Origin of the sequence: Pseudoalteromonas fuliginea (genome assembly GCF_000690055.1) — a bacterium.
Taxonomy (GTDB): domain Bacteria; phylum Pseudomonadota; class Gammaproteobacteria; order Enterobacterales; family Alteromonadaceae; genus Pseudoalteromonas; species Pseudoalteromonas fuliginea.
The window spans coordinates 16,130-41,966 of sequence record NZ_JJNZ01000074.1 but is presented as its reverse complement, the minus strand read 5'-3'; the positions used below and the strand labels follow the sequence as shown (position 1 = coordinate 41,966).

General features: G+C 40.0%; 18 protein-coding genes. 11 read left to right on the top strand and 7 right to left on the bottom strand.

The window, feature by feature from the left end; genetic code table 11:
• The first annotated feature begins 69 nt into the window (after positions 1 to 69).
• Both DC53_RS0120740 and DC53_RS02600 read left to right on the top strand, forming a co-directional pair.
• A complete protein-coding gene (locus DC53_RS0120740; RefSeq protein ID WP_050484167.1) occupies positions 70 to 2,475 on the top strand; it encodes an alpha-amylase family glycosyl hydrolase in 2,406 nt (801 codons plus the stop codon).
• Between the two features lie 221 nt (positions 2,476 to 2,696).
• Positions 2,697 to 3,596, top strand: a complete 900-nt coding sequence (locus tag DC53_RS02600) for a sialate O-acetylesterase (protein ID WP_045984419.1) — start codon at positions 2,697 to 2,699, stop codon at positions 3,594 to 3,596.
• Positions 3,597 to 3,753: 157 nt separating this feature from the next.
• On the opposite strand, the gene DC53_RS02605 is transcribed toward DC53_RS02600, so the two are convergent.
• A complete protein-coding gene (locus DC53_RS02605; RefSeq protein ID WP_033031685.1) occupies positions 3,754 to 5,214 on the bottom strand; it encodes a helix-turn-helix transcriptional regulator in 1,461 nt (486 codons plus the stop codon).
• Positions 5,215 to 5,469: 255 nt separating this feature from the next.
• Here DC53_RS02605 and DC53_RS02610 point away from each other — a divergent pair, with 255 nt between their 5' ends.
• Together DC53_RS02610 and DC53_RS02615 are read left to right on the top strand one after the other, a co-directional pair.
• Positions 5,470 to 6,882 carry a sulfatase-like hydrolase/transferase gene (locus DC53_RS02610; protein WP_033031683.1) on the top strand — a complete coding sequence of 471 codons (1,413 nt, stop codon included), beginning with the start codon at positions 5,470 to 5,472 and terminating at the stop codon, positions 6,880 to 6,882.
• Between the two features lie 54 nt (positions 6,883 to 6,936).
• A complete protein-coding gene (locus tag DC53_RS02615; RefSeq protein WP_420892173.1) occupies positions 6,937 to 8,340 on the top strand; it encodes a sulfatase family protein in 1,404 nt (467 codons plus the stop codon).
• A gap of 62 nt (positions 8,341 to 8,402) precedes the next feature.
• Here DC53_RS02615 and DC53_RS02620 read toward each other — a convergent pair whose 3' ends face one another.
• The gene (locus DC53_RS02620) at positions 8,403 to 10,358 is read right to left on the bottom strand and encodes a CRTAC1 family protein (protein WP_033031679.1); all 1,956 of its coding nucleotides are present in this window, start codon (positions 10,356 to 10,358) and stop codon (positions 8,403 to 8,405) included.
• Between the two features lie 291 nt (positions 10,359 to 10,649).
• On the opposite strand from DC53_RS02620, the gene DC53_RS02625 reads away from it, so the two are divergent.
• From DC53_RS02625 to aldA, 3 genes are read left to right on the top strand one after another with little or no spacing between them, the layout of a single operon-like run.
• A complete protein-coding gene (locus DC53_RS02625) occupies positions 10,650 to 11,672 on the top strand; it encodes a (R,R)-butanediol dehydrogenase (protein WP_033031677.1) in 1,023 nt (340 codons plus the stop codon).
• 31 nt (positions 11,673 to 11,703) lie between these two features.
• Positions 11,704 to 12,468 (top strand): 2,5-didehydro-3-deoxy-L-galactonate 5-reductase, encoded by a 765-nt coding sequence (locus DC53_RS02630; RefSeq protein ID WP_033016439.1) that lies wholly within the window; start codon positions 11,704 to 11,706, stop codon positions 12,466 to 12,468.
• 4 nt (positions 12,469 to 12,472) lie between these two features.
• Complete coding sequence (gene aldA / locus DC53_RS02635) at positions 12,473 to 13,921, top strand: aldehyde dehydrogenase (protein ID WP_033031675.1); 1,449 nt, start codon at positions 12,473 to 12,475, stop codon at positions 13,919 to 13,921.
• 80 nt (positions 13,922 to 14,001) lie between these two features.
• On the opposite strand, the gene yfaE is transcribed toward aldA, so the two are convergent.
• The 5 genes from yfaE to ubiG all read right to left on the bottom strand — a co-directional run bounded on the left by yfaE (position 14,002) and on the right by ubiG (position 19,556).
• Complete coding sequence (yfaE, locus tag DC53_RS21795; RefSeq protein ID WP_081824595.1) at positions 14,002 to 14,274, bottom strand: class I ribonucleotide reductase maintenance protein YfaE; 273 nt, start codon at positions 14,272 to 14,274, stop codon at positions 14,002 to 14,004.
• On the bottom strand, positions 14,274 to 15,404 hold the full coding sequence (nrdB, locus tag DC53_RS02640; protein ID WP_007376605.1) for a class Ia ribonucleoside-diphosphate reductase subunit beta: 1,131 nt from the start codon (positions 15,402 to 15,404) through the stop codon (positions 14,274 to 14,276). Before nrdB ends, yfaE begins: the two co-directional genes overlap by 1 nt.
• A gap of 66 nt (positions 15,405 to 15,470) precedes the next feature.
• Positions 15,471 to 17,753, bottom strand: a complete 2,283-nt coding sequence (nrdA, locus tag DC53_RS02645; RefSeq protein WP_033031673.1) for a class 1a ribonucleoside-diphosphate reductase subunit alpha — start codon at positions 17,751 to 17,753, stop codon at positions 15,471 to 15,473.
• A 412-nt stretch (positions 17,754 to 18,165) separates the two neighbouring features.
• The gene (locus tag DC53_RS02650) at positions 18,166 to 18,846 is read right to left on the bottom strand and encodes an HAD family hydrolase (protein WP_033031672.1); all 681 of its coding nucleotides are present in this window, start codon (positions 18,844 to 18,846) and stop codon (positions 18,166 to 18,168) included.
• Positions 18,846 to 19,556 carry a bifunctional 2-polyprenyl-6-hydroxyphenol methylase/3-demethylubiquinol 3-O-methyltransferase UbiG gene (gene ubiG, locus DC53_RS02655; RefSeq protein ID WP_007376602.1) on the bottom strand — a complete coding sequence of 237 codons (711 nt, stop codon included), beginning with the start codon at positions 19,554 to 19,556 and terminating at the stop codon, positions 18,846 to 18,848. Before ubiG ends, DC53_RS02650 begins: the two co-directional genes overlap by 1 nt.
• 176 nt (positions 19,557 to 19,732) lie before the next feature.
• Here ubiG and gyrA point away from each other — a divergent pair, with 176 nt between their 5' ends.
• From gyrA to cmk, 4 genes are all read left to right on the top strand, one after another.
• Complete coding sequence (gyrA, locus tag DC53_RS02660) at positions 19,733 to 22,432, top strand: DNA gyrase subunit A (RefSeq protein ID WP_033031670.1); 2,700 nt, start codon at positions 19,733 to 19,735, stop codon at positions 22,430 to 22,432.
• A 158-nt stretch (positions 22,433 to 22,590) separates the two neighbouring features.
• A complete protein-coding gene (gene serC / locus DC53_RS02665) occupies positions 22,591 to 23,673 on the top strand; it encodes a 3-phosphoserine/phosphohydroxythreonine transaminase (RefSeq protein WP_033016435.1) in 1,083 nt (360 codons plus the stop codon).
• Positions 23,673 to 24,950: a 3-phosphoshikimate 1-carboxyvinyltransferase gene (gene aroA / locus DC53_RS02670; RefSeq protein WP_033031668.1), complete on the top strand. Its 1,278-nt coding sequence runs from the start codon at positions 23,673 to 23,675 to the stop codon at positions 24,948 to 24,950. Before serC ends, aroA begins: the two co-directional genes overlap by 1 nt.
• Positions 24,951 to 25,056: 106 nt before the next feature.
• Entirely contained in the window at positions 25,057 to 25,767 is a 711-nt protein-coding gene (cmk, locus tag DC53_RS02675; protein ID WP_007376598.1) for a (d)CMP kinase, read from the top strand.
• Positions 25,768 to 25,837: the final 70 nt, after the last annotated feature.

Genomic DNA, 25,837 nt, shown 5'->3' with positions numbered 1-25,837 from the left:
TTGAGATACCCGTACCAATAGCTTAGTATTTAGTAATAATAAAGCCGCCAAGACAACATTAGCTTTCATATGAAAAAGCCTATAAAAATAATTTCGGTATTACTTGTTTTATGTGGCTGTAGCACAAAGCAATCCGTGCCTATAGATCCTAAAAATAAGTCAAATGCTTCGACTGAGTCTAAGCCATTGCTCCATGTTCCTTCTCCTGAATGGCAAGATCAAATCATCTATTTTTTGATGACAGATCGCTTTGCTGATGGTAATCCTAACAACAATGACTTAGGAGCTAACGAATACAATCCAAGTAAGGAAAGCCATTATAGTGGAGGCGATTTACAAGGCATTATCAATCAGCTCGACTATATTCAAAACCTCGGAGCGACTGCTGTTTGGACGACTCCTATCGTTGCTAACCAATGGTGGACAAATGAGTCTAATTATGGAGGCTATCATGGCTACTGGGCTATCGACTTTAGTGACGTAGACAAACACTTAGGGACAATAGACACTTATAAGACACTATCTGACCAACTGCATCGCCGTGGCATGTATCTAATTCAAGATATTGTAGTGAATCATACTGGTAACTTTTTCAACTATCGTAATGGTGTGGACGGCTACGATCCAAACGACACGGCCAAAAACTTTTTCTTAATGGAGAAACCTACCTCTTTACAGCCAGCACCAAGCCAAGCCCCTTTTGACTTGATCAACAGAAATAATACAGAGCATGTGAATGCTGATATCTATAATTGGACACCATCAATTAAAGATTATAACGATACCTCTCAGCAGTTTACGTATCAACTGGCTACCCTTGCTGATATTAACACAAAAAATCCTGTGGTGATTAATAGATTCAAACAAATCTACGGTGATTGGATTAAAAGTGTGGGTGTCGATGCATTCAGAATTGATACTGTAAGATACGTTGAACATGATTTTTTTCACAAGTTTATGCATGACTCAGATGGTATTCATGCAGTAGCAAAATCAACAGGTAGGGAAAATTTTTTAGCTTTTGGTGAAGTGTTTGATACGTCAAAAGCTTATCAAAATGATGCAGAACATCGGGTTGCTAGTTACCTTGGGAGTGAAGAAAAGCCAGAATTAAACTCGCTTATTTCTTTTCCACTTCACCATGAGCTTAAAACTGTTTTTGCTCAAGGCTTTCCTACTGAGCAGTTATCATATCGCATCAAGCAGCACATGGAGGTTTACAGTAACCCTTATGTAATTCCTACATTTATCGATAACCATGATATGGCCCGTTTTTTAGCCAGTGGCGACGTGGCAGGCTTTAAACAAGCTTTAGCTACTATTTTAACTATCCCTGGCATCCCAGTAATTTATCAAGGTTCTGCCCAAGCAATGATTGAGTCTCGTCAGGCTATGTTTAAAGACGGCTATATGGCAGACAAGGACTACTTTGATCAAGAGACTGAACTTTATAAATTTATTGCTGAACTTTCTCATCTTCGTATCCGTGATAAATTATTTACTCGAGGTTCTTTAGAGATGATTGCTGCGAATAAAAACGGTCCGGGCTTACTTGCGTACAAACGCGAATATCAAGGTAGAACTGTGTTGGTTATGTTTAATACTTCAGGCCACGACATCCTAGTTAATGGTATGAAAGTGTCAAACCAATCTGCCAGTTTGCGAACATTATTTGGTGATGTAAGTGGTATGTCTTTAGATGCATCAGGTTATCTTACAACTAGATTTCCAAGTCGTAGTATCGTCATAGCAGAACTTGAAAGCAATGATGTAAATGTGGCGTCAGTGTCCGGAAAAATAGCAATCAACACTTCAAGGCCAGTACAAACCGTCACTCAGGATATTGTAATAACAGGACGTTCTAGCTACCCAAATAGCAAATTACTGTTGATAAAGAATACTTACTTAGAAACCGCACGAGAGATTACGACAGACGGCACAGGAAATTGGCAGATCACTTACCCTGTGAGCAATTTGGGGCAAGAGCAAGTGTCACTTGTGGTCTATCACCCTGAAAGCAATACCATAAGTAATGAGTTCACCTTTGATACTTTTGTTGAGACCCCTGATCGCTCTTTTACCTTTAGTGATCCGATAGGTGACGATGTAGGCTTAAACAGTAATCTCAGTGCTCCAACACATAGCCAAAGTATTGGTCAGCAAGACATCATAGAAGCTAAAACCGAACTTGGTGGTGAAGTCCTGAAACTAACTCTAACAATGAAACAACTCACAAATGACTGGCTACCAACTAATGGATTTGACAATGTTGCCTTCAGCCTATTTTTCGATTTGCCTGGTAAAGAAGGGATTAAAACTCTCCCTATGCTCAACGCTGAAATGCCATTTGACTGGACATGGGATCTAGGTCATGTGATTTATGGGTGGGGTAACACTACATTTTCAGCCCAAAATGCGAATGCACATCATCAAGGGAAAAAAATTTGGCATTGCACCACGAGTGACCGTAGATAAGAGTCTAAAAACAATAAGTTTCTCCTATCGTGCAAGTGACTTTGGGGTAACCTCATGGCTGAACAGTCACGTATATATCACTACTTGGGATATCACAGGTGAAGGAGCTTATCGTGAATTAACGCCTACGCCAGAACTTTGGAGCTTTGGTGGCGGCAAGCACAACGATGCTAAAATTATCGACTATTTAGAAATAACCATAAAAGGATGAGAAACAGATTATGAAAACTAAATTAATTACAGCTCTGATGTCAATTTGTATAACCCTTACGGCTAATGCTGCTGAATATCAAGTGTTCTACTTAGGTGGACAATCAAATATGGACGGTTATGGCTACAATAACGTTTTGCCAGCCGATTTATTAAAACAGCAAGAGGTAATGATTTTTCATGGTAATGGCGTGTTTGACAATCAACAAGGTGGCGGAGAAGGGATTTGGAGTCAAGTTCAACCAGGCCATGGCACAGGGTTTAAATCAGATGGTAATAAAAATACCTACTCGGATCGATTTGGCCTTGAGTTGACCTTTGCTGATACCCTGAATAAAAAGATGCCAAATAAGAAGATTGCCATTATCAAATATTCTGTTGGCGGTACAGGACTAGCGCTAAAAACAGGTTATGGTAACTGGTCGCCTGATTTTGCAGAAGGGGAAGGTAAGAACCAATATGATTACGCATTAGAAACGATTCAAAATGCCTTTGCCACAACGGACATAGATGGTGACGGTGAACCAGACACTCTTATTCCAGCAGGCATTATCTGGATGCAGGGAGAAGCTGATGCCCACACAAGTACACATTCTGCGAATGCTTATTTAGATAACCTTACTCGGTTAATGTCATTATTGCGTGCATCATTAAGGAAAGACGATATTCCTGTTGTGATAGGTAAAATCACAAATTCAAAATTAGAAGACGGAATAATGCCATATATCAAACGTGTTCAAACGGCTCAGCAGTTATTTACAGAACAAGACATCTGTGCAAGTTATATGACTAAAACAAGTAATTATAGTTATTCTAAAAAAGATGCGTGGCATTACGAAAGTGATAGCTATATAAGCATGGGAGAGGATTTTGCAATTGCATATCTCCAGCTTGAAAAAAAGTGTCGATAAACAGGTTAGGTTGCATAACAGTATGAACTATAGGTAAATCTAATTTATTACTTATATGTACTTTACTCGTTTACCTTATAGAAATTTTTCAGCAGAAGTATCTTTAATCTGTCGAAATGGCTTTTACAGCAAGGTGTTGAAATTGGATAAAATAAGCTCATTTTGAAGTCGTTATCGACGACTTTAATCGATGGTGTTGTTGGTATTCTTTTGGTGATAGCTCAGTGTGTTTTTTAAATACAGTTGAAAAGTACGCTGAGTTATTAAATCCTACCGCATAGGCTGTTTCGGTGACTGTCTTAGTTAGCAAGAGCAACTTGGCTTGGTTTATTCTTACATCAGCTAGGTATTGATTAATCGTTGTTGCTGTTAGTTGTTTAAACACCTTCATTATATGAGAGCGGCTCGCACCCACAGCGCTGACAATATCTGCAATGGAGATATCATGGCGGTATTGCTCAAGAATATACGCTTTTACTTTATCAACGAGTTGTTGATCTGGAGTGTTACTGTTTAATTGATCAAGCGCGTGGTTTAATACTGTGATCACGTGATGTAGGGCTGCATCAATATTGACGATAGTGTTAGCATCATCAAGGCGATTGCCGATATTTTCAAGCTCATCAAGTAATACTTTACTATTCCCGCACTGAAAAATAACCCGATCAAACATCATAAATGCGATTTCTTTCGCTCTTATCTGATAACAGCTTAATGAATTGTGGCAATAGCTTTTTAGTTTAACTAATAACTCATCTAACTTGGTTGCTGTTAAATGTGGGTTAGCAGTACAGATAATCTCAAGTAGCGCTACACGCTCTTTAAGCGGATACGCTTTGTTTGATTTGTCTGGGTAAAATTGGCTAAAGTGGCGATTATTAGCCGCTGTAAATTGCGCTATAGCGAGTGCATTTTGGTGTTCAGTGTGTTGTTTAATTTTACTATTTGTAAATTGAATATCTTTATAAACCGCCCAGCTCCAAATTAGCGCACTTAAACTTGCCCCAACATAGTAAATAACCCACAGCTCAAAAGCGTTACCAATGCACATAAAAACACTGAGTGTGAGCGCACCATAAACATGAGTTGCAACATACGCTTTGAGGTTTGTTTGTAATAGTAGGATACAAGGGAGTAACAACTGCAAGCAGATCAACAGTAATTGAGATGAGTAAATATGCTGTGCGTTTATGTTTTCTAACTTAACTAACCAAGGTAGCTCATTGGGACTGTAAAAATATAAAGGGGCTGCACAGAGGAAAAAGCACGACCATGTAATCCCTAGTACAACCGGTGCTATTAATAAGGGTTTGGGTAGTTGCAACTTAGCCTGCGTTAATAATGCAAAAAGTAAACTGGGGGTGCCAATACTAAAGAGCAAAATATTTCTGAAAAAGTCATACCACCTTTTCCCTTCATGAAGTGGCATAACATTAATAATCGGGCCGCATAAGAAAAGAATAAAACAGACGATAAAAGCGCAATAAAAAGGGTAGGCTGCACCTATGCGTTCGCGCACAAGCGTAAAATAAATGAGTACCATGATGAAAATGTTGGCAGCTGCAAATGGGATCACGGTACGTAAAAATATATCCCAATTTAATTCTGTGTAATACATCGCTAATTTTTATTTTTTATAGGTCAAGAACCAAAACAATAGTGGTGATGAGGGTTATAAGTCAAGTTTTGTTAACAATTTACTTTTTTGGAGTGGGGGTGATGAAATACAGCTTGTTATAATATATTGATTAGTAAAGGAAAGACTATTTTACAACTCGTTATAGAGGATATTGAATGCGGTAAAGGCGAAAGCTAATTTAAGGTGTCGGCATCATTTTCACATCAATCTAGATGTCAGTTATAAAGGGACACTATGCGAATTCATTTAAAGTCTATATATTGGTTATTGCTGCTTAGTGTATTCAGTAATCTATGTTACGGCGAAGAGCAACCGAATATACTGTTGATTATCTCCGATGATGCGGGTTATCACGACTTCGGTTTTCAGGGCAGTGAAGTAATGCAAACGCCAACAATCGATAAGTTGGCAAGTCAGAGTGTTGTATTTGAGCAAGCCTATGTTACAGCGGCTGTGTGTGGGCCTTCACGCGCGGGCTTGTATACGGGGAAATATCAACAAAGATTCGGTTTTGAAGAAAATAATGTGCCAGGTTATATGAGTAAATCAGGCTTCACTGGCGACAAAATGGGCTTACCTTTCACTCAAATTACTATGGCCGATCACCTCAAAGAACTGGGTTACCACACGGGATTATTTGGTAAATGGCATCAAGGTAATCACGATGATTATCATCCAACTAAGCGTGGCTTTGATAACTTTTATGGCTTTCGTGAAGGCGCACGTGGTTATTTTGCATACGGCAAAGCGGAACAACAAGCTTACCCTTCCCAAAAGATGGAGCGAGACTTTAAACACTATATTGAACACGAAGGGTACTTAACAGATGCACTGGCGACTCAAACCAGTCATTTTATTGGTCAATCCGTCGTCAATAAACAACCTTTCTTTGCAGTACTATCGTTTTCAGCGGTGCATGCGCCGATGCAAGCAACGAATGCTGATTTAGCTCAATTTCCACATTTAACAGGTAAGAGAAAAATATTAGCTGCGATGAATTTTGCTATGGATCGCGCTATTGCTGTTGTATTAGATAAGCTTAACGCACTTAAAATTAGTGATAACACTCTAGTGGTGTTTATTAATGATAATGGCGGACCGACTGATCAAAATTATGCCAATAATTATCCATTAAGTGGTACTAAAGCCAATCATCTTGAAGGCGGGATCCGAGTACCTATGTTATTAAAGTGGCCTAAAAGGCTTTCAAGTAATAATACGCGCTATACGTATCCGGTGAGTTCACTCGATTTATTACCGACTTTTATTCATGCTGCTAATGGCAAAGTGACTGAGCAGATGCAGCTCGATGGCGTTGATTTGATGCCATTTTTATTATCAAAGAGCACACAACGACCTCATCAAACCTTGTACTGGAAAAAGGAATCTCGAGCCGCTATTCGAGACAAAGACTTAAAGCTACTGCGTTTTCCTGACCGGCCAGCTGAACTGTACGATCTTTCTGTCGATGTATCAGAGAACCATAATTTGGCATCGTCGCAGCCAAACCAAGTAGCGAACTTGATGAAAAAACTATTCCAGTGGGAACTAACACTAGAAAGACCTTTATGGCAATTAAAGCGTGAATACGAAGGTCATGCAATGACACGTATGGATGGCTATCGCATACATCAAAAAAATAATTAAAAAGAGGATTAAATAATGAGACGACACGTGTTATTGATACTGATAGCTATGTTTATGAGTATAAACAGTTTTAATGTCAATGCCAGCGAGCAAAAACCAAATATAGTGGTGATCCTCGCCGATGATTTAGGGTATGGTGACTTAGGGTTTACTGGTTCAAAAGAGATTAAAACACCTAATATTGATGCATTAGCGAGTAATGGCACCCGCTTTAAAAATGCGTATGTGACACACCCTTACTGTGGTCCTTCACGTGTAGGCTTACTGACTGGGCGTTATCAAGCGCGTTTAGGTATGGAAAACAATGTAAGTTATATGCCACAAGATAAATATATGGGACTACCACTATCTGAAAATACCTTTGCCAATCGTTTACAAGACGTTGGCTATCATACATCGGTATTTGGTAAGTGGCACTTGGGTGGCGCACCGCATTTTCAGCCTAATAAGCGTGGCTTTGACTATTTCTATGGTTTTTTAGATGGCGGGCATAATTATATGCCTGATCAAGTGACGGTTGGCGGAGATGGTTATTCACTGCCGCTGATGCGTAACACTCAAGTAACCGAATTTGATGAATATTTAACGACAGCGCTTAGTCGTGATGCCGTGAAGTATATTCACCGACAGCAAGAATCGCCATTTTTTATGTATTTATCTTACAACGCACCTCACACGCCACTACAAGCACCCGCTGAATATATTGAAAAATATAAGCATATTGAAGATGAAGACCGACGTGTTTATGCAGCCATGATTGATGTTATGGATGAAGGAATAGGTATGGTAGTCGATGCACTTAAAGGCATAAATCAGTTAGATAATACACTTATTATCTTTTTATCGGATAATGGCGGGGTATTTCCTGAAAGCTGGCAACCGACTAGCGATTGGGCTGACAATTCACCTTTTAGAAGAGGTAAAGTGGCTTTACTAGAAGGCGGGATCCACGTTCCTTTTATCGCTCATTGGCCAGGGGTAATTCCTAAAGGCGAAGAGTTTACTGGTTTAGTATCGTCACTTGATATTGCTGCAACCTCAGTTGCACTAGCGGGTGCTGATAATAAGAAATTAGATGGTGTTAATTTACTGCCATTTTTACAAGGCACTAAACAAGGCAGCCCACATCAGGCGTTATTTTGGCGCTTAGAAGAGGCACCGAATATTTATGCTGTACGTACCGCTGATTATAAATATATGAACCAACCACTACCGAATGTAGGCCGTAGTTTTTTTGATATGAAAGCGGATCCGTATGAGCAACATAACTTGGTTGATACATTACCCGCTGAACAAGCGAAATTAGCCAAGCTGTGGAATGAGTGGAATAAGCACAATACAAATAATGTATTGCAGCAATCATGGGAATACAAAGCACAAATAGATAAGTTTTTTGAGCAGTTAAATAAGCAGAATATTGAACAGGCAAAACAAACCCCAAATTACATTATCAAGTAAATATAATAAGCCCCCTGTCGTTATTCGCTTAATTAAGGGGGCATGAGAGTTGCGGCTATGGATTAGTTATTTAAGTTACCAACACTTATCAATTGATCTGTAGGTTGTTTATTTAAATGCTCAGAGCTGCCATCTCGCCATGTAACAATAACTGATGAGATTGAATCTGCCTGTGCTAATCCAAAATGTACAATATTAAGTAAGCTTTGCGAGTGGGTAGCACTTTGTGAACCAATAACTTGATATTGGCTCGCAGTTGCTGTTTTAATTTGTACTTTTGCACCATATGGATCAACCCCACTTTTTGAGTACCCAACTCGAATAAGGGTGAAGTGGGCGTGACTTAACTCTGTGGTATTTTTATATAAATGCCATTGGCCGTTATCTTCATCTCCGCTTAGTAGGTCGAGTTTTCCGTCTAGGTTGAAGTCAAATGCGGCTCCCATATCGCCGTGTGAGTCTAAGCCACGTTCGGTATCGGCGTTATGAGTGATTGTTGCTTTAAAGTTGTAATCACCTTGGTTAATGAGTAAAACATCGGCAACTCGCTCTTTTAGTTCACCAAAGCGATAGACCATAAAGTCTATTTTTGTGTCGTTATTAAAATCGCCAGGTACAACTCCCCAGTTATTACTGTTTGTTAATGCTGGTAATTTAGATGAAATATCAACTAGCTTACCATTATCGTTACGTAGTAATACATCAGGAAGGGCGAGATTTTGTGGTTGCCAATCGCTTTGATAGCCTTTTACATTTTTGAATGATGCGCGTACATCCCATGCAAGGTTATCGGTAAGTACCCATTCTACTCGCCATTTATTATTCCCTAAATACCCAATGTACCAGCCAGTTTTATCAAGCTTAGTTGGAAACCCGCGCGCTATTTTCTGGCTAATGTTCGTGTTTTTATTGGGTGTATTTATTAATTCTTTTTTCTCGCCTATGTACACATCCATATGGCTTAATAGCTTGGCACGCGGGAAGTGATAAAAGTCACTTAGTATAAGGCTTCCTGAGTTTGTGTTGTCGGTAATGAGTGTTATGCCATCGTGACTTTTATTACCTTCATCACGCAGGTCTAGTCGTTTGCTGCCTTTATTAAACGATAGACTGTTATTAGCGATAGTGTAGCTTAGCTTTCCGCGAGCAAGGTAGTAGTCCATATCGCCGTCGTTATCTATATCAGCTTGCGCAACTGCGAGCGTGCCTTTGTAGGCTTCACTATTTGCACCTAATAGATCTTGAGTCGTATTGGCGAAGGTAAAGTCGTTATTACCTTGATAAATAGCTAAATTGTTGTATCCATCGAAAGCAAAAATATCGAGTATGTCATCGTTATTGTAATCGGTTAATAATACACGCTCGGCTTTTATATTTTCAAAAGTAGCTGATGGGTGATAAGTAAATTTTCCATTGCCGATATTTTCAAAAATGATATTACGAGGGGAGTTTTCGTGAATTAATTTTTCGGCGTTTACTTGGATAAAATCAAGATCACCATCGCTATCTATATCAACCCAGCGCACAGAACGCCCGCGAGCCCCCATTTTAGATAAGCCAGCTTCAACGGTTTTATCTTCAAATTTACCATTATTGTTTTTAAGTAGTCGCTGGGGTTGAGGTGTAGTGCCATTTCCACCACCTAGTGCAATAAGTACATCGAGATCACCATCGTTGTCGTAATCACCGGCCGACATACCGTGTAGATCTGCTCGTGGAAAAATATCGTTTTGTAGTGTGTATGTGCCATCTCCATTTGCCATAAATAAACGAATAGGAGTGGTGTCGTGATTTGTTAGCAGCAGGTCATAATGACCATCACTGTTTATATCGGCAATGGTAGGGCCGCCATATTTCCAGTTTTTTTGTGTTATTAAGCCAGCTTGTTCAGACACATCAGAAAATACAACGTTGTTACTTGTTTGGCTACTGGGCGTTTGTGTGGTTTGGCTGCATCCCGCTAAGTTCATAGCGCTAATTATCACTAAGCTAAAAATTGATTTTTTGTTTTTAATCACTATTGTGCCTCCTTACATTGTGTTAATTGTTGACAATATAGATTGAAAGTAAAACATACAAGTAAATTTTATTACCCAAGCCTTAATGTTTTTAACTGACTCGCTTTACTGCTCTGAAGTTATATTAAATATTAAGAGTGGCTTTACAAATTACATACCTAGGTGTAAATTGTTAACAATAAACCATATCAAAGATGTGATAGTTCACTTTGATATTCCTCGTATCGGCATTGTTTTAATGATGCATTACTTGGTCACTATTTAATTAAACATTCTTGAAGGTATAAAAATATGCAAGCTGCACAATATATAGGTAACAAGTCATTTAACATTGTTGAAGGCACATCTATTAAACCTAAAGCGGGTGAGATTAGATTGAGTGTTGGATACGTTGGGATTTGTGGTACTGATATGCACATATACCATGGTGTGATGGATCAACGAGTGTCTATTCCGCAAACAATTGGCCATGAAATATCAGGTGTTGTTGCAGAAATAGGTGAAGGCGTTGAAGGCTTTGCTGTCGGCGAAAACGTGGTAGTACGTCCACTAGATTGGTGTGGCGATTGTCCTACGTGTAATGCAGGGCATACGCATATTTGTCAAAACTTAAAGTTTATGGGAATAGATACGCCAGGTGCTTTTCAGTCAAACTGGACAGTTAAAGCGCGTACTTTGCATAAATTACCAGCAGGCGTTGATTTAAAACAAGGCGCATTAATAGAGCCGTTATCGGTTGCGTGCCATGATGTACGACGCTCGCGCTTACAAGCGGGTGAGAAAGTTGTTGTGCTTGGTGGCGGGCCAATTGGGCAATTAGTTGCTGCGGTTGCTAAAAGTGTTGGCGCAGAAGTACTCGTGTCTGAGCCTAACGAAAGCCGCCGTGCTTTTGCCGATGAGCTAGGTGTTAAATCGGTTAATCCCATTGAAGAAGATTTAGCTGCCTATGTAGATAGCTGGACGCAAACAAAAGGTGCTGATGTTGTATTTGAAGTATCAGGCGTAAAACCCGCAATAGAGGCTATGACTGAAATAGCAGGGCGCCGGGGTCGTATAGTCATGGTGGCTATTCACAGTGTTAAACCTGAAATCGATTTATTTCAATTCTTTTGGAAAGAGTTGGAGTTATTAGGTGCACGTGTATACGAAGCGGCCGACTTTGATTGGGCTATCGAATTAATTTCATCGGGCCAAATAGATCTTAAACCTTTTATTAGTTCGGTTAGTTCGTTAACTGATATTGGTAGTGCATTTGCGAGTATGGATGGAAATCCAGAAGGCATGAAAGCGCTTGTTGAATGTAACCCACAATAATAAAAATTATAAAGGTATGAAAATGAATAATATGTTAGAAAAATTTAGTTTAGAGGGCAAAGTAGCCCTTGTTACAGGTTGTAAGCGCGGTATTGGTAAAGGTATTGCTCTAGGTTTAGCACAGGCTGGCGCTGATATTATTGGTGTATCTGCAAGCTTAGAGCTTGAAGGCTCTGAAGTAGAAAAAGAAGTTAAAGCCCTTGGCCGAAATTTTAAAGCCTACCAATGTGATTTTGGTGATCGTGATGCGCTTTATTCGTTTATTAATGATGTAAAAAGTGATTTTCCAAAAATTGATATTTTAGTCAATAATGCAGGTACAATCCTTCGTGCTCCTGCGGCTGAGCATGGCGATGATTTATGGGATAAAGTGATTGAAGTTAACTTAAATGCTCAATTTATTTTAAGCCGCGAAATAGGCAAACAAATGATAGAGCATGGCGAGGGTAAAGTTATTTTCACGGCTTCTTTGCTCACTTTTCAAGGTGGTATTACAGTACCAGGTTACGCAGCTAGTAAAGGTGCTATTGGGCAATTGGTTATGGCGCTTTCTAATGAATGGGCTGGCAAAGGCATTAATGTAAATGCGATTGCGCCAGGTTACATTGATACCGATAACACTGAGGCATTACGCAATGACAAAGAGCGTAATGCAGCCATCTTAGCGCGTATTCCACAAGGTCGATGGGGAAATCCTGAAGACTTTAAAGGGCCTGCTGTGTTCTTGGCTTCTGAGGCTGCTAGTTACGTAAACGGCGCTATTTTATTGGTTGATGGCGGATGGATGGGGAGATAGTTCAATGAACTTTCATAATAATGTGAATTTTATAAATGGCGAATATGTCGCTTCTAAAGCAAGTGGCACGATTGAAATATTAAGCCCATCTACGGGTAAAAAAATTGGTGAAATACCAAAAGGCTGTATAGAAGATGCGCAGTATGCACTTGAATCAGCGAATGTAGGGCAGAGAAAGTGGGCTAAATTGACAGCTCGCACACGTCAAAATATATTGCGTGTGTTTGCTAATAAAATTCGTGAAAATAAAGATATTCTTGCACCAATGCTTGTTGCAGAGCAAGGTAAATTACTATCAGTTGCACAAATGGAAGTCGACGTAACAGCGACTTTTATTGACTATGCATGCGACCATGCACTTACTATTGAAGGCGATATTTTACCTTCAGATAACGATGATGAAAAAATATACATTCATAAAGTGCCACGAGGCGTAGTTGTGGGTATTACTGCGTGGAATTTTCCGCTGGCATTGGCTGGTCGTAAAATTGGACCTGCGTTGATCACAGGTAACTCTATTGTATTAAAACCTACTCAAGAAACACCTTTAGCAACCACCGAGCTAGGTCGTTTAGCAAACGAAGCGGGTATTCCTGCTGGCGTGTTAAACGTTATTAATGGATCAGGTTCTGTTGTTGGCCAAGCATTGTGTGAAAGCCCAATTACTAAAATGATCACCATGACAGGCTCTACTGCTGCAGGTAAGCAAATCTACAAAACTAGCGCAGAATACATGACGCCTGTAATGCTTGAACTTGGCGGTAAAGCGCCAATGGTTGTTATGGCCGATGCCGACCTTGATGAGGCTGTTGAAGGTGCGCTTTGGGGTCGTTTTGCTAACTGCGGGCAAGTATGCACCTGTGTTGAGCGTTTATATGTTCAAGAGTCTGTGTACGATGCGTTTATGGCTAAATTTATACCAGCTGTAAAAGCACTTCGTGTTGGGGATCCTATGAACCCAGATACGCAAATGGGTCCTAAATGTAATCAACGCGAAATAGATAACATTGATCACATAGTTCAACAAAGTATTCAACAAGGCGCTTCTGTCGCCACTGGTGGTAAAGTTGCTTCTGTTGAGGGTTTTGAAGGCGGTTGTTGGTACGAACCCACGTTACTTGTAGACGTTAAGCAAGATAACATTGCAGTGCACGAAGAAACTTTTGGCCCAGTACTCCCTATTGTTAAAGTTAAAGATATGGAGCAAGCGATTGAATACTGTAACGACAGTATTTATGGCTTAAGCGCTTATATATTTACGCAAAACTTTTTCGATATTAATAAAGCCATTAACGAATTAGAAGTGGGTGAAGTTTATATTAACCGTGGTATGGGTGAGCAGCACCAAGGTTTTCATAATGGCTGGAAACAGAGCGGCTTTGGCGGCGAAGATGGTAAATTTGGTCTAGAGCAATATCTAGAGAAGAAAACCGTTTATTTGAAAGAAAAATAATATTCCAAAATTTAGCCGTAATGCAGCTTAAGCAAAAAGCCAATAATGTTTTCATTATTGGCTTTTTATTTGTCAGCAGATTACTTTAAATTAATACTTATATCGCCATTGGGTTTACAGCAGCACAACAATATTTCGCCTTCTCGCACAAACGCAAGTGGCTCTTCGTTATACTCAACACTGCCAGACACTAAAGTAGCTCTGCAAGCTCCACAGTAGCCTTCACGGCATTGGAATGCGACGTCTATTTTCATGGATTCTAAGCAGTGTAAAATAGAAGGGCAGCCAGTATTAAATTCTATACACTGGCTGTTTTCTGCAAGCGTTATGCTTGCAGTAGACTTGTCACTCATTATAAATCAAAATCACCAAATTCTGATGCATCAACTTGAGAGTCTATTTGACCAACAAGGTATGAGCTTATTTCTGCTTCTTGTGGTGCTACTTGTACATTATCAGATACGAGCCATGAGTTGATCCATGGAATAGGGTTACTGTTGTTTTCAAACTGTGCAGGTAAGCCAATCGCAGTCATACGGGCGTTGGTGATGTATTCAACGTACTGACATAAAATATGTTTATTTAAACCAATCATTGAGCCATCTTTAAACAGGTATTCTGCCCATTCTTTTTCTTGCTCTGCGGCTTCAACAAACATTTTAATTGCTTCGTCTCGGCACTGAGCGGCAACAATCGCCATTTCTGGGTCGTCTTTACCGTCTTGCATAATATTTAAAATATGCTGAGTACCCGAAAGATGCAGTGCTTCATCGCGCGCAATAAGCTTGATGATTTTAGCGTTACCTTCCATCAGTTCACGCTCAGCAAACGCAAACGAACATGCAAAGCTTACGTAAAAACGAATCGCCTCTAAAATATTTACCGACATCATTGCAAGGTAAAGTTTCTTTTTAAGCTCAAATAAATTCACGATAACGGTTTTACCGTTAATTTCGTGTTTGCCTTCACCGTATAAATTGTAAAGTGATACAGAGTTAATTAGGTCATCGTAATATTTTGTTACCGCATCAGCACGTTCGCTAATTTTATCGTTGCTAACAATGTCATCAAAAATAAGCTCAGGTGCTTGTGTTACGTTACGGATAATATGTGTGTATGAGCGGCTGTGAATTGTTTCACTAAACGCCCATGTTTCTATCCATGTTTCAAGTTCTGGTAGCGATACGATAGGCAGTAGGGCTACGTTTGGTGAACGCCCTTGCACACTATCAAGTAATGTTTGGTATTTTAAGTTACTTAAAAATATGTGCTTTTCGTGATCTGGTAATGCCTGAAAGTCTAAACGGTCTTTACTTACGTCCACTTCCTCAGGACGCCAAAAGAAAGACAATTGTTTTTCGATTAGCTTTTCAAAGATAGGGTACTTTTGTTGGTCGTAACGAGATACGTTAACTGTTTGGCCAAAAAACATTGGCTCTTGCATTTGGTTATTATGGTTTCGGCTAAAAGTAGTATAAGACATGTTTATCACTCAAAAAAACTATCAGAAAAAGCGGGCTAAATGCCCGCTTAAAATAAAAATTAGTAACTATATTTTACACGCGCCGCCTTCACAATCATCATCTTCCACGTCAGGAGTGTCTTCTTGTGAATCTGATGCGCCATCACGGGTGTTGTGATAGTACAACGTTTTAACGCCCAGTTTGTATGCGCTCAGTAAGTCTTTTAATAAGACTTGCATAGGTACTTTACCGCCTTCGAACTTGTTTGGATCATAATTTGTGTTTGCTGAGATTGTTTGGTCAACAAATTTTTGCATTATGCCTACAAGCTGTAAGTAACCATCGTTTGATGGGATATCCCATAATAACTCATAGTTATTTTTTAAGCGTTCATACTCAGGAACTACTTGTTTTAAAATACCATCTTTGCTTGCTTTAACACTAATATGACCACGTGGAGGCTCAATACCGTTTGTAGCGTTAGAGATTTGCGACGATGTTTCTGATGGCATTAACGCACTTAATGTTGAGTTACGCATGCCGTGCTCTTTAATGTTTGCACGTAATGTATCCCAATCAAGATGAAGTGGTTCATCACAAATCTTATCTAAATCACGTTTGTACGTATCAGTTGGCATAATGCCTTGAGAGTACGTTGTTTCGTTAAACTTAGGACATGCACCACGCTCTTTAGCAAGCTCGTTAGATGCTTTCATCAAGTAGTATTGAATCGCTTCAAATGTTTTGTGAGTCAGGGCGTTCGCGCTGCCATCTGAATAACGTTTACCGTTTTTAGCTAGGTAGTATGCGTAGTTAATTACACCTATTCCTAACGTACGGCGTCCCATAGTTGCATTTTTAGCAGCCGGTACAGGGTAGTCTTGGAAATCAAGTAAGTTATCAAGTGCACGTACAGCAAGCTCAGCTAATTCTTCAAGCTCATCAAGTGATTCTATTGCACCTAAGTTAAACGCAGAAAGTGTACAAAGGGCAATTTCGCCTTCTTCGTCATTTACGTTATTAAGTGGCTTAGTTGGCAATGCAATTTCTAAACATAAGTTAGATTGGCGAATAGGCGCAACTTTAGCAATGAACGGGCTGTGTGTATTACAGTGATCCACATTTTGTAAGTAAATACGACCAGTACTTGCACGTTCTTGGGCAAACATAGAGAAAAGCTCAATGGCTTTGATACGCTTTTTACGGATAGACTCGTCTTGTTCGTATTTGACGTAAAGCGCATCAAATTCTGCTTGGTCTTCAAAAAATGCATCATAAAGGCCAGGCACATCTGATGGGCTAAATAACGTAATGTAATCGTCTTTAATTAAACGAGAATACATTAATTTATTAAATTGTACGCCGTAATCTAGGTGACGAACACGGTTGTCCTCTACACCACGATTATTTTTAAGTACCAGTAGGTTTTCTACTTCTAGGTGCCAAAGCGGGTAGAACAATGTTGCAGCGCCGCCACGTACACCACCTTGCGAACAACTTTTAACCGCTGTTTGAAAGTGCTTATAAAAAGGAATACAACCAGTGTGATACGCTTCGCCATTACGAATATGGCTACCTAGCGCACGAATTCGACCTGCGTTAATACCAATACCCGCACGTTGTGAAACGTACTTAACAATAGCTGATGATGTTGCATTGATTGAATCGAGGCTGTCGCCACATTCAATTAATACACATGAGCTAAATTGACGAGTAGGGGTACGAACACCAGCCATTATTGGTGTAGGCAATGAAATCTTAAATAACGATACCGCATCATAAAAACGTTTAATGTAATTAGTACGCGTTTCACGTGGGTAGTCAGCAAATAAACTTGCCGCTACTAAAATATATAAAAACTGTGCGCTTTCGTAAATTTCACCTGTTACACGGTTTTGAACGAGGTACTTACCTTCAAGCTGTTTTACAGCAGCGTAGCTGAAGTTAAGATCGCGAGAATGATCAAGGTACGCATCAAGCTCATCTAATTCTTGCTCTGTATAATCTACTAATAAGTGAGCATCATAGCGTTTGTCTTCAACCATTTTAGTTACATGATCAAATAAACGTGGTGGCTCAAATTGGCCATAGGCTTTTTTACGTAGGTGGAATACAGCTAAACGCGCTGATAAATACTGGTAATCAGGCGATTCTTTTGAAATCTGATCTGCAGCTGCTTTAATAATGGTTTCGTGAATATCTTTGGTACGAATACCATCGTAAAATTGAATGTGTGATTTTAATTCAACTTGCGAAACCGAAACGTTATTTAAACCTTCGGCGGCCCATTCAATAACGCGATGGATCTTATCAAGATCAAGCGGCTCTTTACGCCCGTCACGTTTGCTTACAGATAACTGTTGGTTCATAGCTTTGCCTGTATTCCTTGGGGATTATGTATTTTGACCAATGTTTACACCTCAAATTAGCAAGGTGTAGTGCTCATTTATTATAGGTTTCACCAAATTAGTGAATTTAATTGAATAACATTTGGCCACAATATCTGGTGTTGTTCAATTTAGAGATCACAAGATAGTGTGGTCTGCATTGTTTTGCAAGGGACATAATTGCCCCTGTTTGTGGATAACTTTGGGATAACGCATTTGTGTTAGTAGACACTCACCTTCGAACAATCATTTAAGTTGAAATATGCAAAAATCAACTAATGATCTGCTAAATTTACGCATTTTAAAAATAAATTTTGACTGCTTTTTTTATCAGCAAGCTTTGCATAAAAACTAACACAATCACAATATATAGTGTTTATTAATTAACATAGCACTATATATGGTTAAAACCATCAATTGGACTTAGCCAGTTTAAATTGGCTTTCCAGCTTAATGCCTCATCTTCGCTGGGAATGTAACCCCAAAGTGCAGTCGCGGTATGCATACCTGCTGCTTTGCCTGCTTGTATGTCACGCTGTGCATCACCAATGTATAAACAACGCTTTGGCTGTACTTGCATAAGCTTTGCACAATGTAGCAGTGGTAAAGGTGATGGCTTAGCCTCTGCTAAAGTGTCACCACTTATTACTACACTGGCATTTTTTAAAGCAGGAATAGCTGCAACTAAAGGATCGGTTAAAAACCCTGGTTTGTTAGTCATGATCCCCCATTTGATCTTTTTATGATCTAGGGCGATAAGTAACGATTCAACTCCGCTGAAGCAGCGTGTGTGATTTGCTATGTTTGCAGCGTACTCGTCAACTAATTGCTTTATAAGCTCGCTTTGGGGTTGTTTGTCCCATAACGCTTTAAAACCAGCCTCTAATAATGCGCCAGCGCCGTTAGATGCAGCAGGACGGTATATATCACTACTAACAGGCTCTATTTTATTGCTAATAAGCACCGCGTTTAAAGCGGCACCTAAATCATCAGCAGTGTCGAGTAGGGTGCCGTCTAAATCAAATAAAAATGCATCGTACTCAATAAGGGGGTGGGGGGCTTGAGAGTTAGCCATTAAGCTAACTTCTCAAAATAAAGTATGTAATTTACGCTAACGTCGTTATTAAGCGTATATTGCTTTGATAGTGGGTTATAAGAAAGGCCTGTACTTGCACGAACTTTTAAACCCGCTTGCTCTGCCCATGCAATGAGCTGTGCAGGTTTTATAAACTTTTTATGGTCGTGTGTACCTTCAGGCACCATTTTTAAAAGCTTTTCAGCACCAACAATAGCGTATAAGTATGCTTTAGGTGTTTTGTTCAGGGTTGAAAAAAACACGTCTGCGCCTGGTTTGGCTAATGCGGCTACGGCATGAATGATAGATGCCGGGTCGGGAACGTGCTCAAGCATTTCCATACAGGTTATTACATCAAAGCGTTCTGGATTTTGTGAAGCAAACTCTTCTGCAGGCACTTTTATATAATCTACATTTACGCCAGTTTCTAAACTGTGTAACTTAGCAACAGTTAAAGGCTCTTGCCCCATGTCGATGCCAGTTACTTTTGCGCCCATGCGCGCCATGCTTTGGCTTAAAATACCGCCACCACAGCCAACGTCGAGTGTTTCTTTATCGAATAAGCCTTGCGTTTTGTTTGCTATAAAGTCTAAACGTAACGGGTTAATTTCGTGAAGAGGTTTGAATTCTCCGTCTAGGTCCCACCAACGCTCGGCGATGGCTTCAAATTTTGCTATTTCTGCGTGATCTACATTTTGATGTTCGGTCATAAAATACTTCCTCGTCAATCTGAGGCCATTATATAGGGCTAAATTGATAAATCGCAAAGTTTTGCGCCTGTAAATTAAAATTAATTGTGATAGCATGGCTGTTAGAAATAATAACAATACTCTTAATACCCAATACCGGGTCGTTGAGAGCTGATACTGAAGGAATGTGATATCAAATGACTGATCTCGCCAATGAAATTCTGCCAGTCAATATTGAAGACGAGTTAAAAAACTCCTACTTAGATTACGCGATGAGCGTAATTGTAGGACGTGCATTACCAGACGTACGTGACGGCTTAAAACCTGTTCATCGCCGCGTTTTGTTTGCAATGAACGAGCTTAGTAATGACTGGAACAAGCCTTACAAAAAATCGGCCCGCGTGGTCGGTGACGTAATCGGTAAATACCACCCACACGGCGACAGTGCAGTTTATGACACGATAGTTCGTATGGCTCAGCCATTCTCACTACGTTATATGCTTGTAGATGGCCAAGGTAACTTCGGTTCGGTTGATGGCGATTCAGCTGCGGCAATGCGTTATACAGAAGTACGTATGGCAAAAATGTCGCATGAGCTATTAGCTGATCTTGAAAAAGAAACGGTTGATTTCGTTCCTAACTACGACGGCACAGAACAAATCCCTGACGTTTTACCAACAAAGGTCCCTAACTTATTAGTTAACGGATCATCAGGTATTGCGGTAGGTATGGCTACAAATATCCCACCACATAACTTAACAGAAGTTATTAATGGTTGTTTAGCGCTTATAATCAATCCTGAATTAACTATAACTGAGTTAATGGATTATATTCCGGGCCCAGATTTTCCAACCGCTGCAATTATCAACGGTAAGAAAGGTATTGAACAAGCATACCAAACTGGCCGTGGTAAAGTGTACATGCGTGCACGAGCTGAGATTGAAACGGATGAAAAAACAGGCCGTGAAACAATTATCGTTCACGAAATTCCTTATCAAGTTAACAAAGCACGCTTAATTGAAAAAATTGCTGAGCTTGTTAAAGATAAAAAAATTGAAGGTATTAGTGCACTACGTGATGAATCAGACAAAGACGGTATGCGTATCGTTATTGAGATCAAACGTGGTGACGTAGGCGAGGTTATTTTAAACAACTTGTATGCGCAGACTCAGTTACAAACTGTGTTTGGTATGAATATGGTTGCGTTAATTAACAACCAGCCTAAGTGTTTCAACTTAAAAGAAATGCTAGAAGAGTTTATTATTCACCGTCGTGAAGTAGTAACTCGTCGTACAGTATTTGATTTACGCAAAGCCCGCGATCGTGCACATATGCTAGAAGGTTTAGCTATTGCGCTTGCAAACATTGACCCTATTATCGAACTTATTCGTAAATCCCCTACACCTGCTGAAGCTAAAGTTGCTTTAACGGCACGTTCGTGGGAATTAGGTAATGTAAAATCAATGCTTGAAAAAGCAGGCGAAGATAATGTTGCACGTCCAGATTGGCTCGCTGCTGATTTAGGTATTCGCGACGGTCAGTATTTTATTTCAGAGCAACAAGCCCAAGCAATCCTAGATTTACGCTTACACAAGCTAACAGGTCTTGAGCATGAAAAAATCCTGAGTGAATATCAAACACTATTAGATTTAATTGCTGAGCTTTTACATATTTTGGCAACGCCAGAGCGTTTAATGGAAGTTATTCGTGATGAGTTAGTTGAAATTAAAGCACAATACGGCGATGAACGTCGTACTGAAATTAATGCAGCGGCTCACGATATTAGCTTAGAAGATTTAATTACCGAAGAAGACGTTGTAGTAACGCTTTCTCACGAAGGTTATGTGAAATATCAGGCATTGTCTGATTACGAAGCACAACGCCGTGGTGGTAAAGGTAAATCAGCAACGAAGATGAAAGATGAAGATTTCATTGAACGTCTACTCGTTGCAAATACGCACGATACTATTTTATGTTTCTCTACGGCCGGGCGTTTATATTGGCTTAAAGTATATCAGTTACCACTGGCAAGTCGTGCAGCGCGCGGTAAGCCAATTGTTAACTTGTTACCACTTGAAGCTGATGAACGAATTACCGCTATATTGCCAGTACGCGAGTACGCAGAAGATAAATACATCTTTATGGCAACAGCATTTGGTACAGTTAAGAAAACACCATTAACGGCTTACAGTCGTCAACGTGCAAGCGGTATTATTGCTGTTAACTTAAATGAAGGCGATAGCCTGATTGGGGTTGATATTACCGATGGTAGCAACGAAATTATGTTGTTCACTGATGCAGGTAAAGTTGTACGTTTTAAAGAAGCTGAAGAAACAACGGTTGTTGATGAAAACGGTAATCCAGTATTAGACGAAGAAGGTAACCCTGAGATTCGCTTCAAAGGTGTTCGTCCTATGGGTCGTACTGCTACAGGTGTTCGTGGTATTAAAATGCCAGATGAGCAACGCGTAGTATCGTTAATTGTACCAAAAACTGACGGTGCTATTCTGACGGTAACTGAAAACGGTTACGGTAAGCGTACGCAACTTGAAGATTACCCATCGAAGAGTCGTGCAACACAGGGTGTTGTATCAATTAAGGTGAGTGAACGTAACGGTGCTGTTGTTGGTGCTGTGCAAGTTGACGACAACGATGAAATAATGATTATTTCAAATCGTGGTACCTTAGTACGAACTCGTGTTAATGAAGTTTCTACGGTTGGACGTAACACTCAAGGTGTTATTTTGATCAGAACTATTGACGAAGAGCAAGTAGTTGGTTTACAACGTATAGAAGAGATTGAAGTTACAGAAAGTGACTTGATTGATATTGAAGACGTTGAAACTGTAGATACGGTTATTGATGAAGTAGCGGATGATAATCCTCCTTCAGAATAATTGATATTGAAAAAGCGGCCTTGGCCGCTTTTTTTAATGTTGTTGAAAAAAATTAATAGAGTGTGAAATTATATTCATTCATTAAAATCGTAAGGTTGAGTGGATGGGGATTATACGTTCATGCTTAGTAGTTAAATTACTGGAATGAGGCAAAGGTAATGAGTAAATATAATTTCTGTGCGGGACCGGCTATGCTTCCGCAAGCGGTTATGAAAAAAGCGCAAAAAGAGTTTCTAGATTGGCAAGACTTGGGTGTTTCTGTAATGGAAATGAGCCATCGCAGCAAAGAGTTTTTAGCATTAACTGCAAAGTGTGAAGCGAGTCTTCGCCGCTTAATGAATATCAGTGATGAATTTGAAGTGTTGTTTATGCACGGTGGAGGTCGTGGCCAATTTAGTGCTGTTCCTTTAAATTTGCACCAAGAAGGCAAAACAGCGTTTTATTGCGAGAATGGCGTATGGTCGAAAAGCGCCAGAGATGAAGCGAATAAGTTCACTCAAACGTCTTTTACGGATGTACGTAATGATGCTGATGGTGAATTTTCAATTAAAGACGTTGCTGACTGGGAATTACCAGAAGATGCGGCGTACATTCATTATTGCCCTAACGAAACGGTAGATGGACTCGAGATTTTTGATGTACCGAGTCACCCAACTGCGCCGATTGTTGCTGATATGTCATCGACTATTTTGTCTCGCGAAATAGACGTGAACAAATTTGATTTAATTTACGCTGGTGCGCAAAAAAATATCGGTCCATCGGGTATTTCAATCGTTATTGTTCGTAAAACACTACTTGAGCGTGAAGGGCTAGCAAAGCCTGGTATTTTAGATTACGCCCTTGAAGCAAAACAGGGCAGCATGTTTAACACGCCACCTACTTTTGCATGGTATTTAGCTGCTGAAGTCTTCGAATGGTTAGAGAGAAATGGCGGCGTAAAAGCCATGGAAACACAAAATATTGCAAAAGCTGAGCTACTGTATAATTTTATTGATAATTCTGACTTTTACTCAAATATAGTCGCTAAGCATTGTCGTTCACGCATGAATGTTCCTTTTTGGCTAAACGATGAAAGCTTAAATGAGCAGTTTGTAACTCAATCCAATGATGCGGGTTTACTTGCACTTGAAGGGCACCGAATTGTAGGCGGTATGCGTGCGAGTATTTATAACGCCATGCCACTTGAAGGTGTTCAAGCCCTAGTAGACTTTATGGCTGCCTTTGCTAAGGAGCACAGTTAATGGAACAGCTTCGTTTAGAACCAATTACAAAAGTAAATGGCACGGTAACCCTACCAGGCTCAAAGAGCTTATCGAATAGGATTTTGCTCTTAGCAGCACTGGCAAGCGGTACTACCGTTGTTGAAAATTTGCTTGATAGCGATGATATACGCCATATGTTAGGTGCTTTAAAATTATTAGGTGTACATGTAACTTTAAATGATGAGCGAACAGTCGCGACAGTAAACGGCGTTGGTGGCGTATTTAAAACGCCTAGCGAGCCATTGTTTTTAGGGAATGCCGGCACTGCTTACAGACCTTTAACGGCTGTACTTGCTGCTGTTACTGGTGAATATGAGTTAGTAGGCGAGCCGCGCATGGAAGAGCGTCCAATAGGGCATTTAGTTGATGCTCTTCAAGCATTGGGTGGTGATGTTACTTATACTAAACACAAAGACTATCCACCACTTAAGATTATGGGTGGGCAAATTAAGGGCGGCTCAGTTGAAATTGACGGTAGTATTTCAAGTCAATTTTTAACTGCATTACTAATGGCTGCACCTTTGTTTAGTGGTGATACAAATATAACCATTAAAGGTACCTTGGTTTCTAAACCATATATTGATATTACGCTTGATGTAATGGCACGTTTTGGTGTTAATGTTGAACACAGTAATTATGCAACTTTTAAAGTTAAAGGTGGTCAACAGTATCAATCACTCGATCGAATTATGGTTGAAGGGGATGCGTCTTCTGCTTCTTACTTTGTTGCTGCAGCTGCGATAGCGGGTGGTGAAATTGAGATTAAAGGTGTAGGTGCTAAATCGGTTCAAGGTGATATAGGCTTTGCCAAAGTAATGGAGCAAGTAGGCGCGAAAATCGATTGGTATGATGAGCGTTTAGTTGTTCGCAAAGGCGAATTAAAAGGCGTAGATATTGACGCTAATGCAATTCCTGATGCAGCTATGACACTCGCAACAGTTGCTCTTTTTGCTAAAGGTCCAACTGCCATTCGTAACATTTATAACTGGCGAGTAAAAGAAACAGACCGTTTATATGCAATGGCAACTGAGCTTAGAAAAGTAGGTGCAGAAGTTGTAGAAGGGCATGATTTTATAGAAATTACACCACCTGAACATTTCAATGATGTAGCAATAGATACCTACGACGATCACCGTATAGCCATGTGCTTTGCCATGGTTGCTGTTGGCGGGAAACCTATAACGATTAATGATCCAAAGTGTACTTATAAGACATTTCCTACATTTTTCAATGTTTTAGCGTCAATCAGTGAATAGGGCTTTTATAACTAATTATAAAAAGTTACACACTAATAGCAGATATATTTTTATAACTGGCGTATAATATGGCGGTTTATTTAGGTGTGCATTGCAGGAGGTTTAAATGCAGGCGTTATTAATGCCCGTGATCACCGTTGATGGCCCAAGTGGTTCAGGTAAAGGAACTGTTTGTCGCTTGTTAGCCGACAAGTTAGGGTGGGATGTATTAGATAGCGGTGCGATTTATCGCGTTTTATCTTTAGCTGCACTTCATCACCAAATTGCATTAGACAATGAAGAAGGGCTTGTCCCTCTTGCTGCAAATTTAGATGTGCAGTTTTTGGTAGATAGCCAAACTAATGCAGGAAAAGTTATTTTAGAAGGCGAAGATGTAACGACTACTATTCGTAATGAAGAAGTAGGCGCTGCGGCTTCAAAGGTTGCAGCATTACCTCGCGTTCGTGAAGCATTATTACGTCGCCAGCGAGCGTTTCGTACTGAAAGTGGCTTAATTGCCGATGGTCGCGATATGGGGACTGTGGTTTTTCAAGATGCGCCGTTAAAAATTTATTTAACAGCAAGTGCAGAAGAGCGTGCTCGTAGGCGTTTTGTTGAGTTGAATACGCGCGGCCTTGATGTTACACTGAGTGGTCTATTACAGGACATTCAAGCTCGTGACGAGCGCGATATGAATCGTGCCGTTGCTCCGCTTGTGCCGGCAGACGATGCTATTGAACTCGATACTAGCGAACTCAATGCTCAGCAAGTGTTTGATAAAGTTATGACTTTATTAGATGTTGCAATATCTGAAGGTAAGCTTCCTAAACGAAGCTAAACACATTTTATGCACCAGCAGGATGCCAGTGCTATTTTAACAACCCCATGCAGCATGGTTGCTTATTGGT

Coding starts and splice junctions, on each gene's coding strand:
- gyrA (WP_033031670.1), top strand. CDS start 19,733: ATGACTGATCTCGCCAATGAAATTCTGCCAGTCAATATTGAAGACGAG.
- cmk (WP_007376598.1), top strand. CDS start 25,057: ATGCAGGCGTTATTAATGCCCGTGATCACCGTTGATGGCCCAAGTGGT.
- ubiG (WP_007376602.1), bottom strand. CDS start 19,556: ATGACCGAACATCAAAATGTAGATCACGCAGAAATAGCAAAATTTGAA.
- DC53_RS02600 (WP_045984419.1), top strand. CDS start 2,697: ATGAAAACTAAATTAATTACAGCTCTGATGTCAATTTGTATAACCCTT.
- DC53_RS02650 (WP_033031672.1), bottom strand. CDS start 18,846: ATGGCTAACTCTCAAGCCCCCCACCCCCTTATTGAGTACGATGCATTT.
- DC53_RS02615 (WP_420892173.1), top strand. CDS start 6,937: ATGAGTATAAACAGTTTTAATGTCAATGCCAGCGAGCAAAAACCAAAT.
- aroA (WP_033031668.1), top strand. CDS start 23,673: ATGGAACAGCTTCGTTTAGAACCAATTACAAAAGTAAATGGCACGGTA.
- nrdA (WP_033031673.1), bottom strand. CDS start 17,753: ATGAACCAACAGTTATCTGTAAGCAAACGTGACGGGCGTAAAGAGCCG.
- DC53_RS02625 (WP_033031677.1), top strand. CDS start 10,650: ATGCAAGCTGCACAATATATAGGTAACAAGTCATTTAACATTGTTGAA.
- DC53_RS02610 (WP_033031683.1), top strand. CDS start 5,470: ATGCGAATTCATTTAAAGTCTATATATTGGTTATTGCTGCTTAGTGTA.
- DC53_RS0120740 (WP_050484167.1), top strand. CDS start 70: ATGAAAAAGCCTATAAAAATAATTTCGGTATTACTTGTTTTATGTGGC.
- yfaE (WP_081824595.1), bottom strand. CDS start 14,274: ATGAGTGACAAGTCTACTGCAAGCATAACGCTTGCAGAAAACAGCCAG.
- nrdB (WP_007376605.1), bottom strand. CDS start 15,404: ATGTCTTATACTACTTTTAGCCGAAACCATAATAACCAAATGCAAGAG.
- DC53_RS02630 (WP_033016439.1), top strand. CDS start 11,704: ATGTTAGAAAAATTTAGTTTAGAGGGCAAAGTAGCCCTTGTTACAGGT.
- serC (WP_033016435.1), top strand. CDS start 22,591: ATGAGTAAATATAATTTCTGTGCGGGACCGGCTATGCTTCCGCAAGCG.
- aldA (WP_033031675.1), top strand. CDS start 12,473: ATGAACTTTCATAATAATGTGAATTTTATAAATGGCGAATATGTCGCT.
- DC53_RS02605 (WP_033031685.1), bottom strand. CDS start 5,214: ATGTATTACACAGAATTAAATTGGGATATATTTTTACGTACCGTGATC.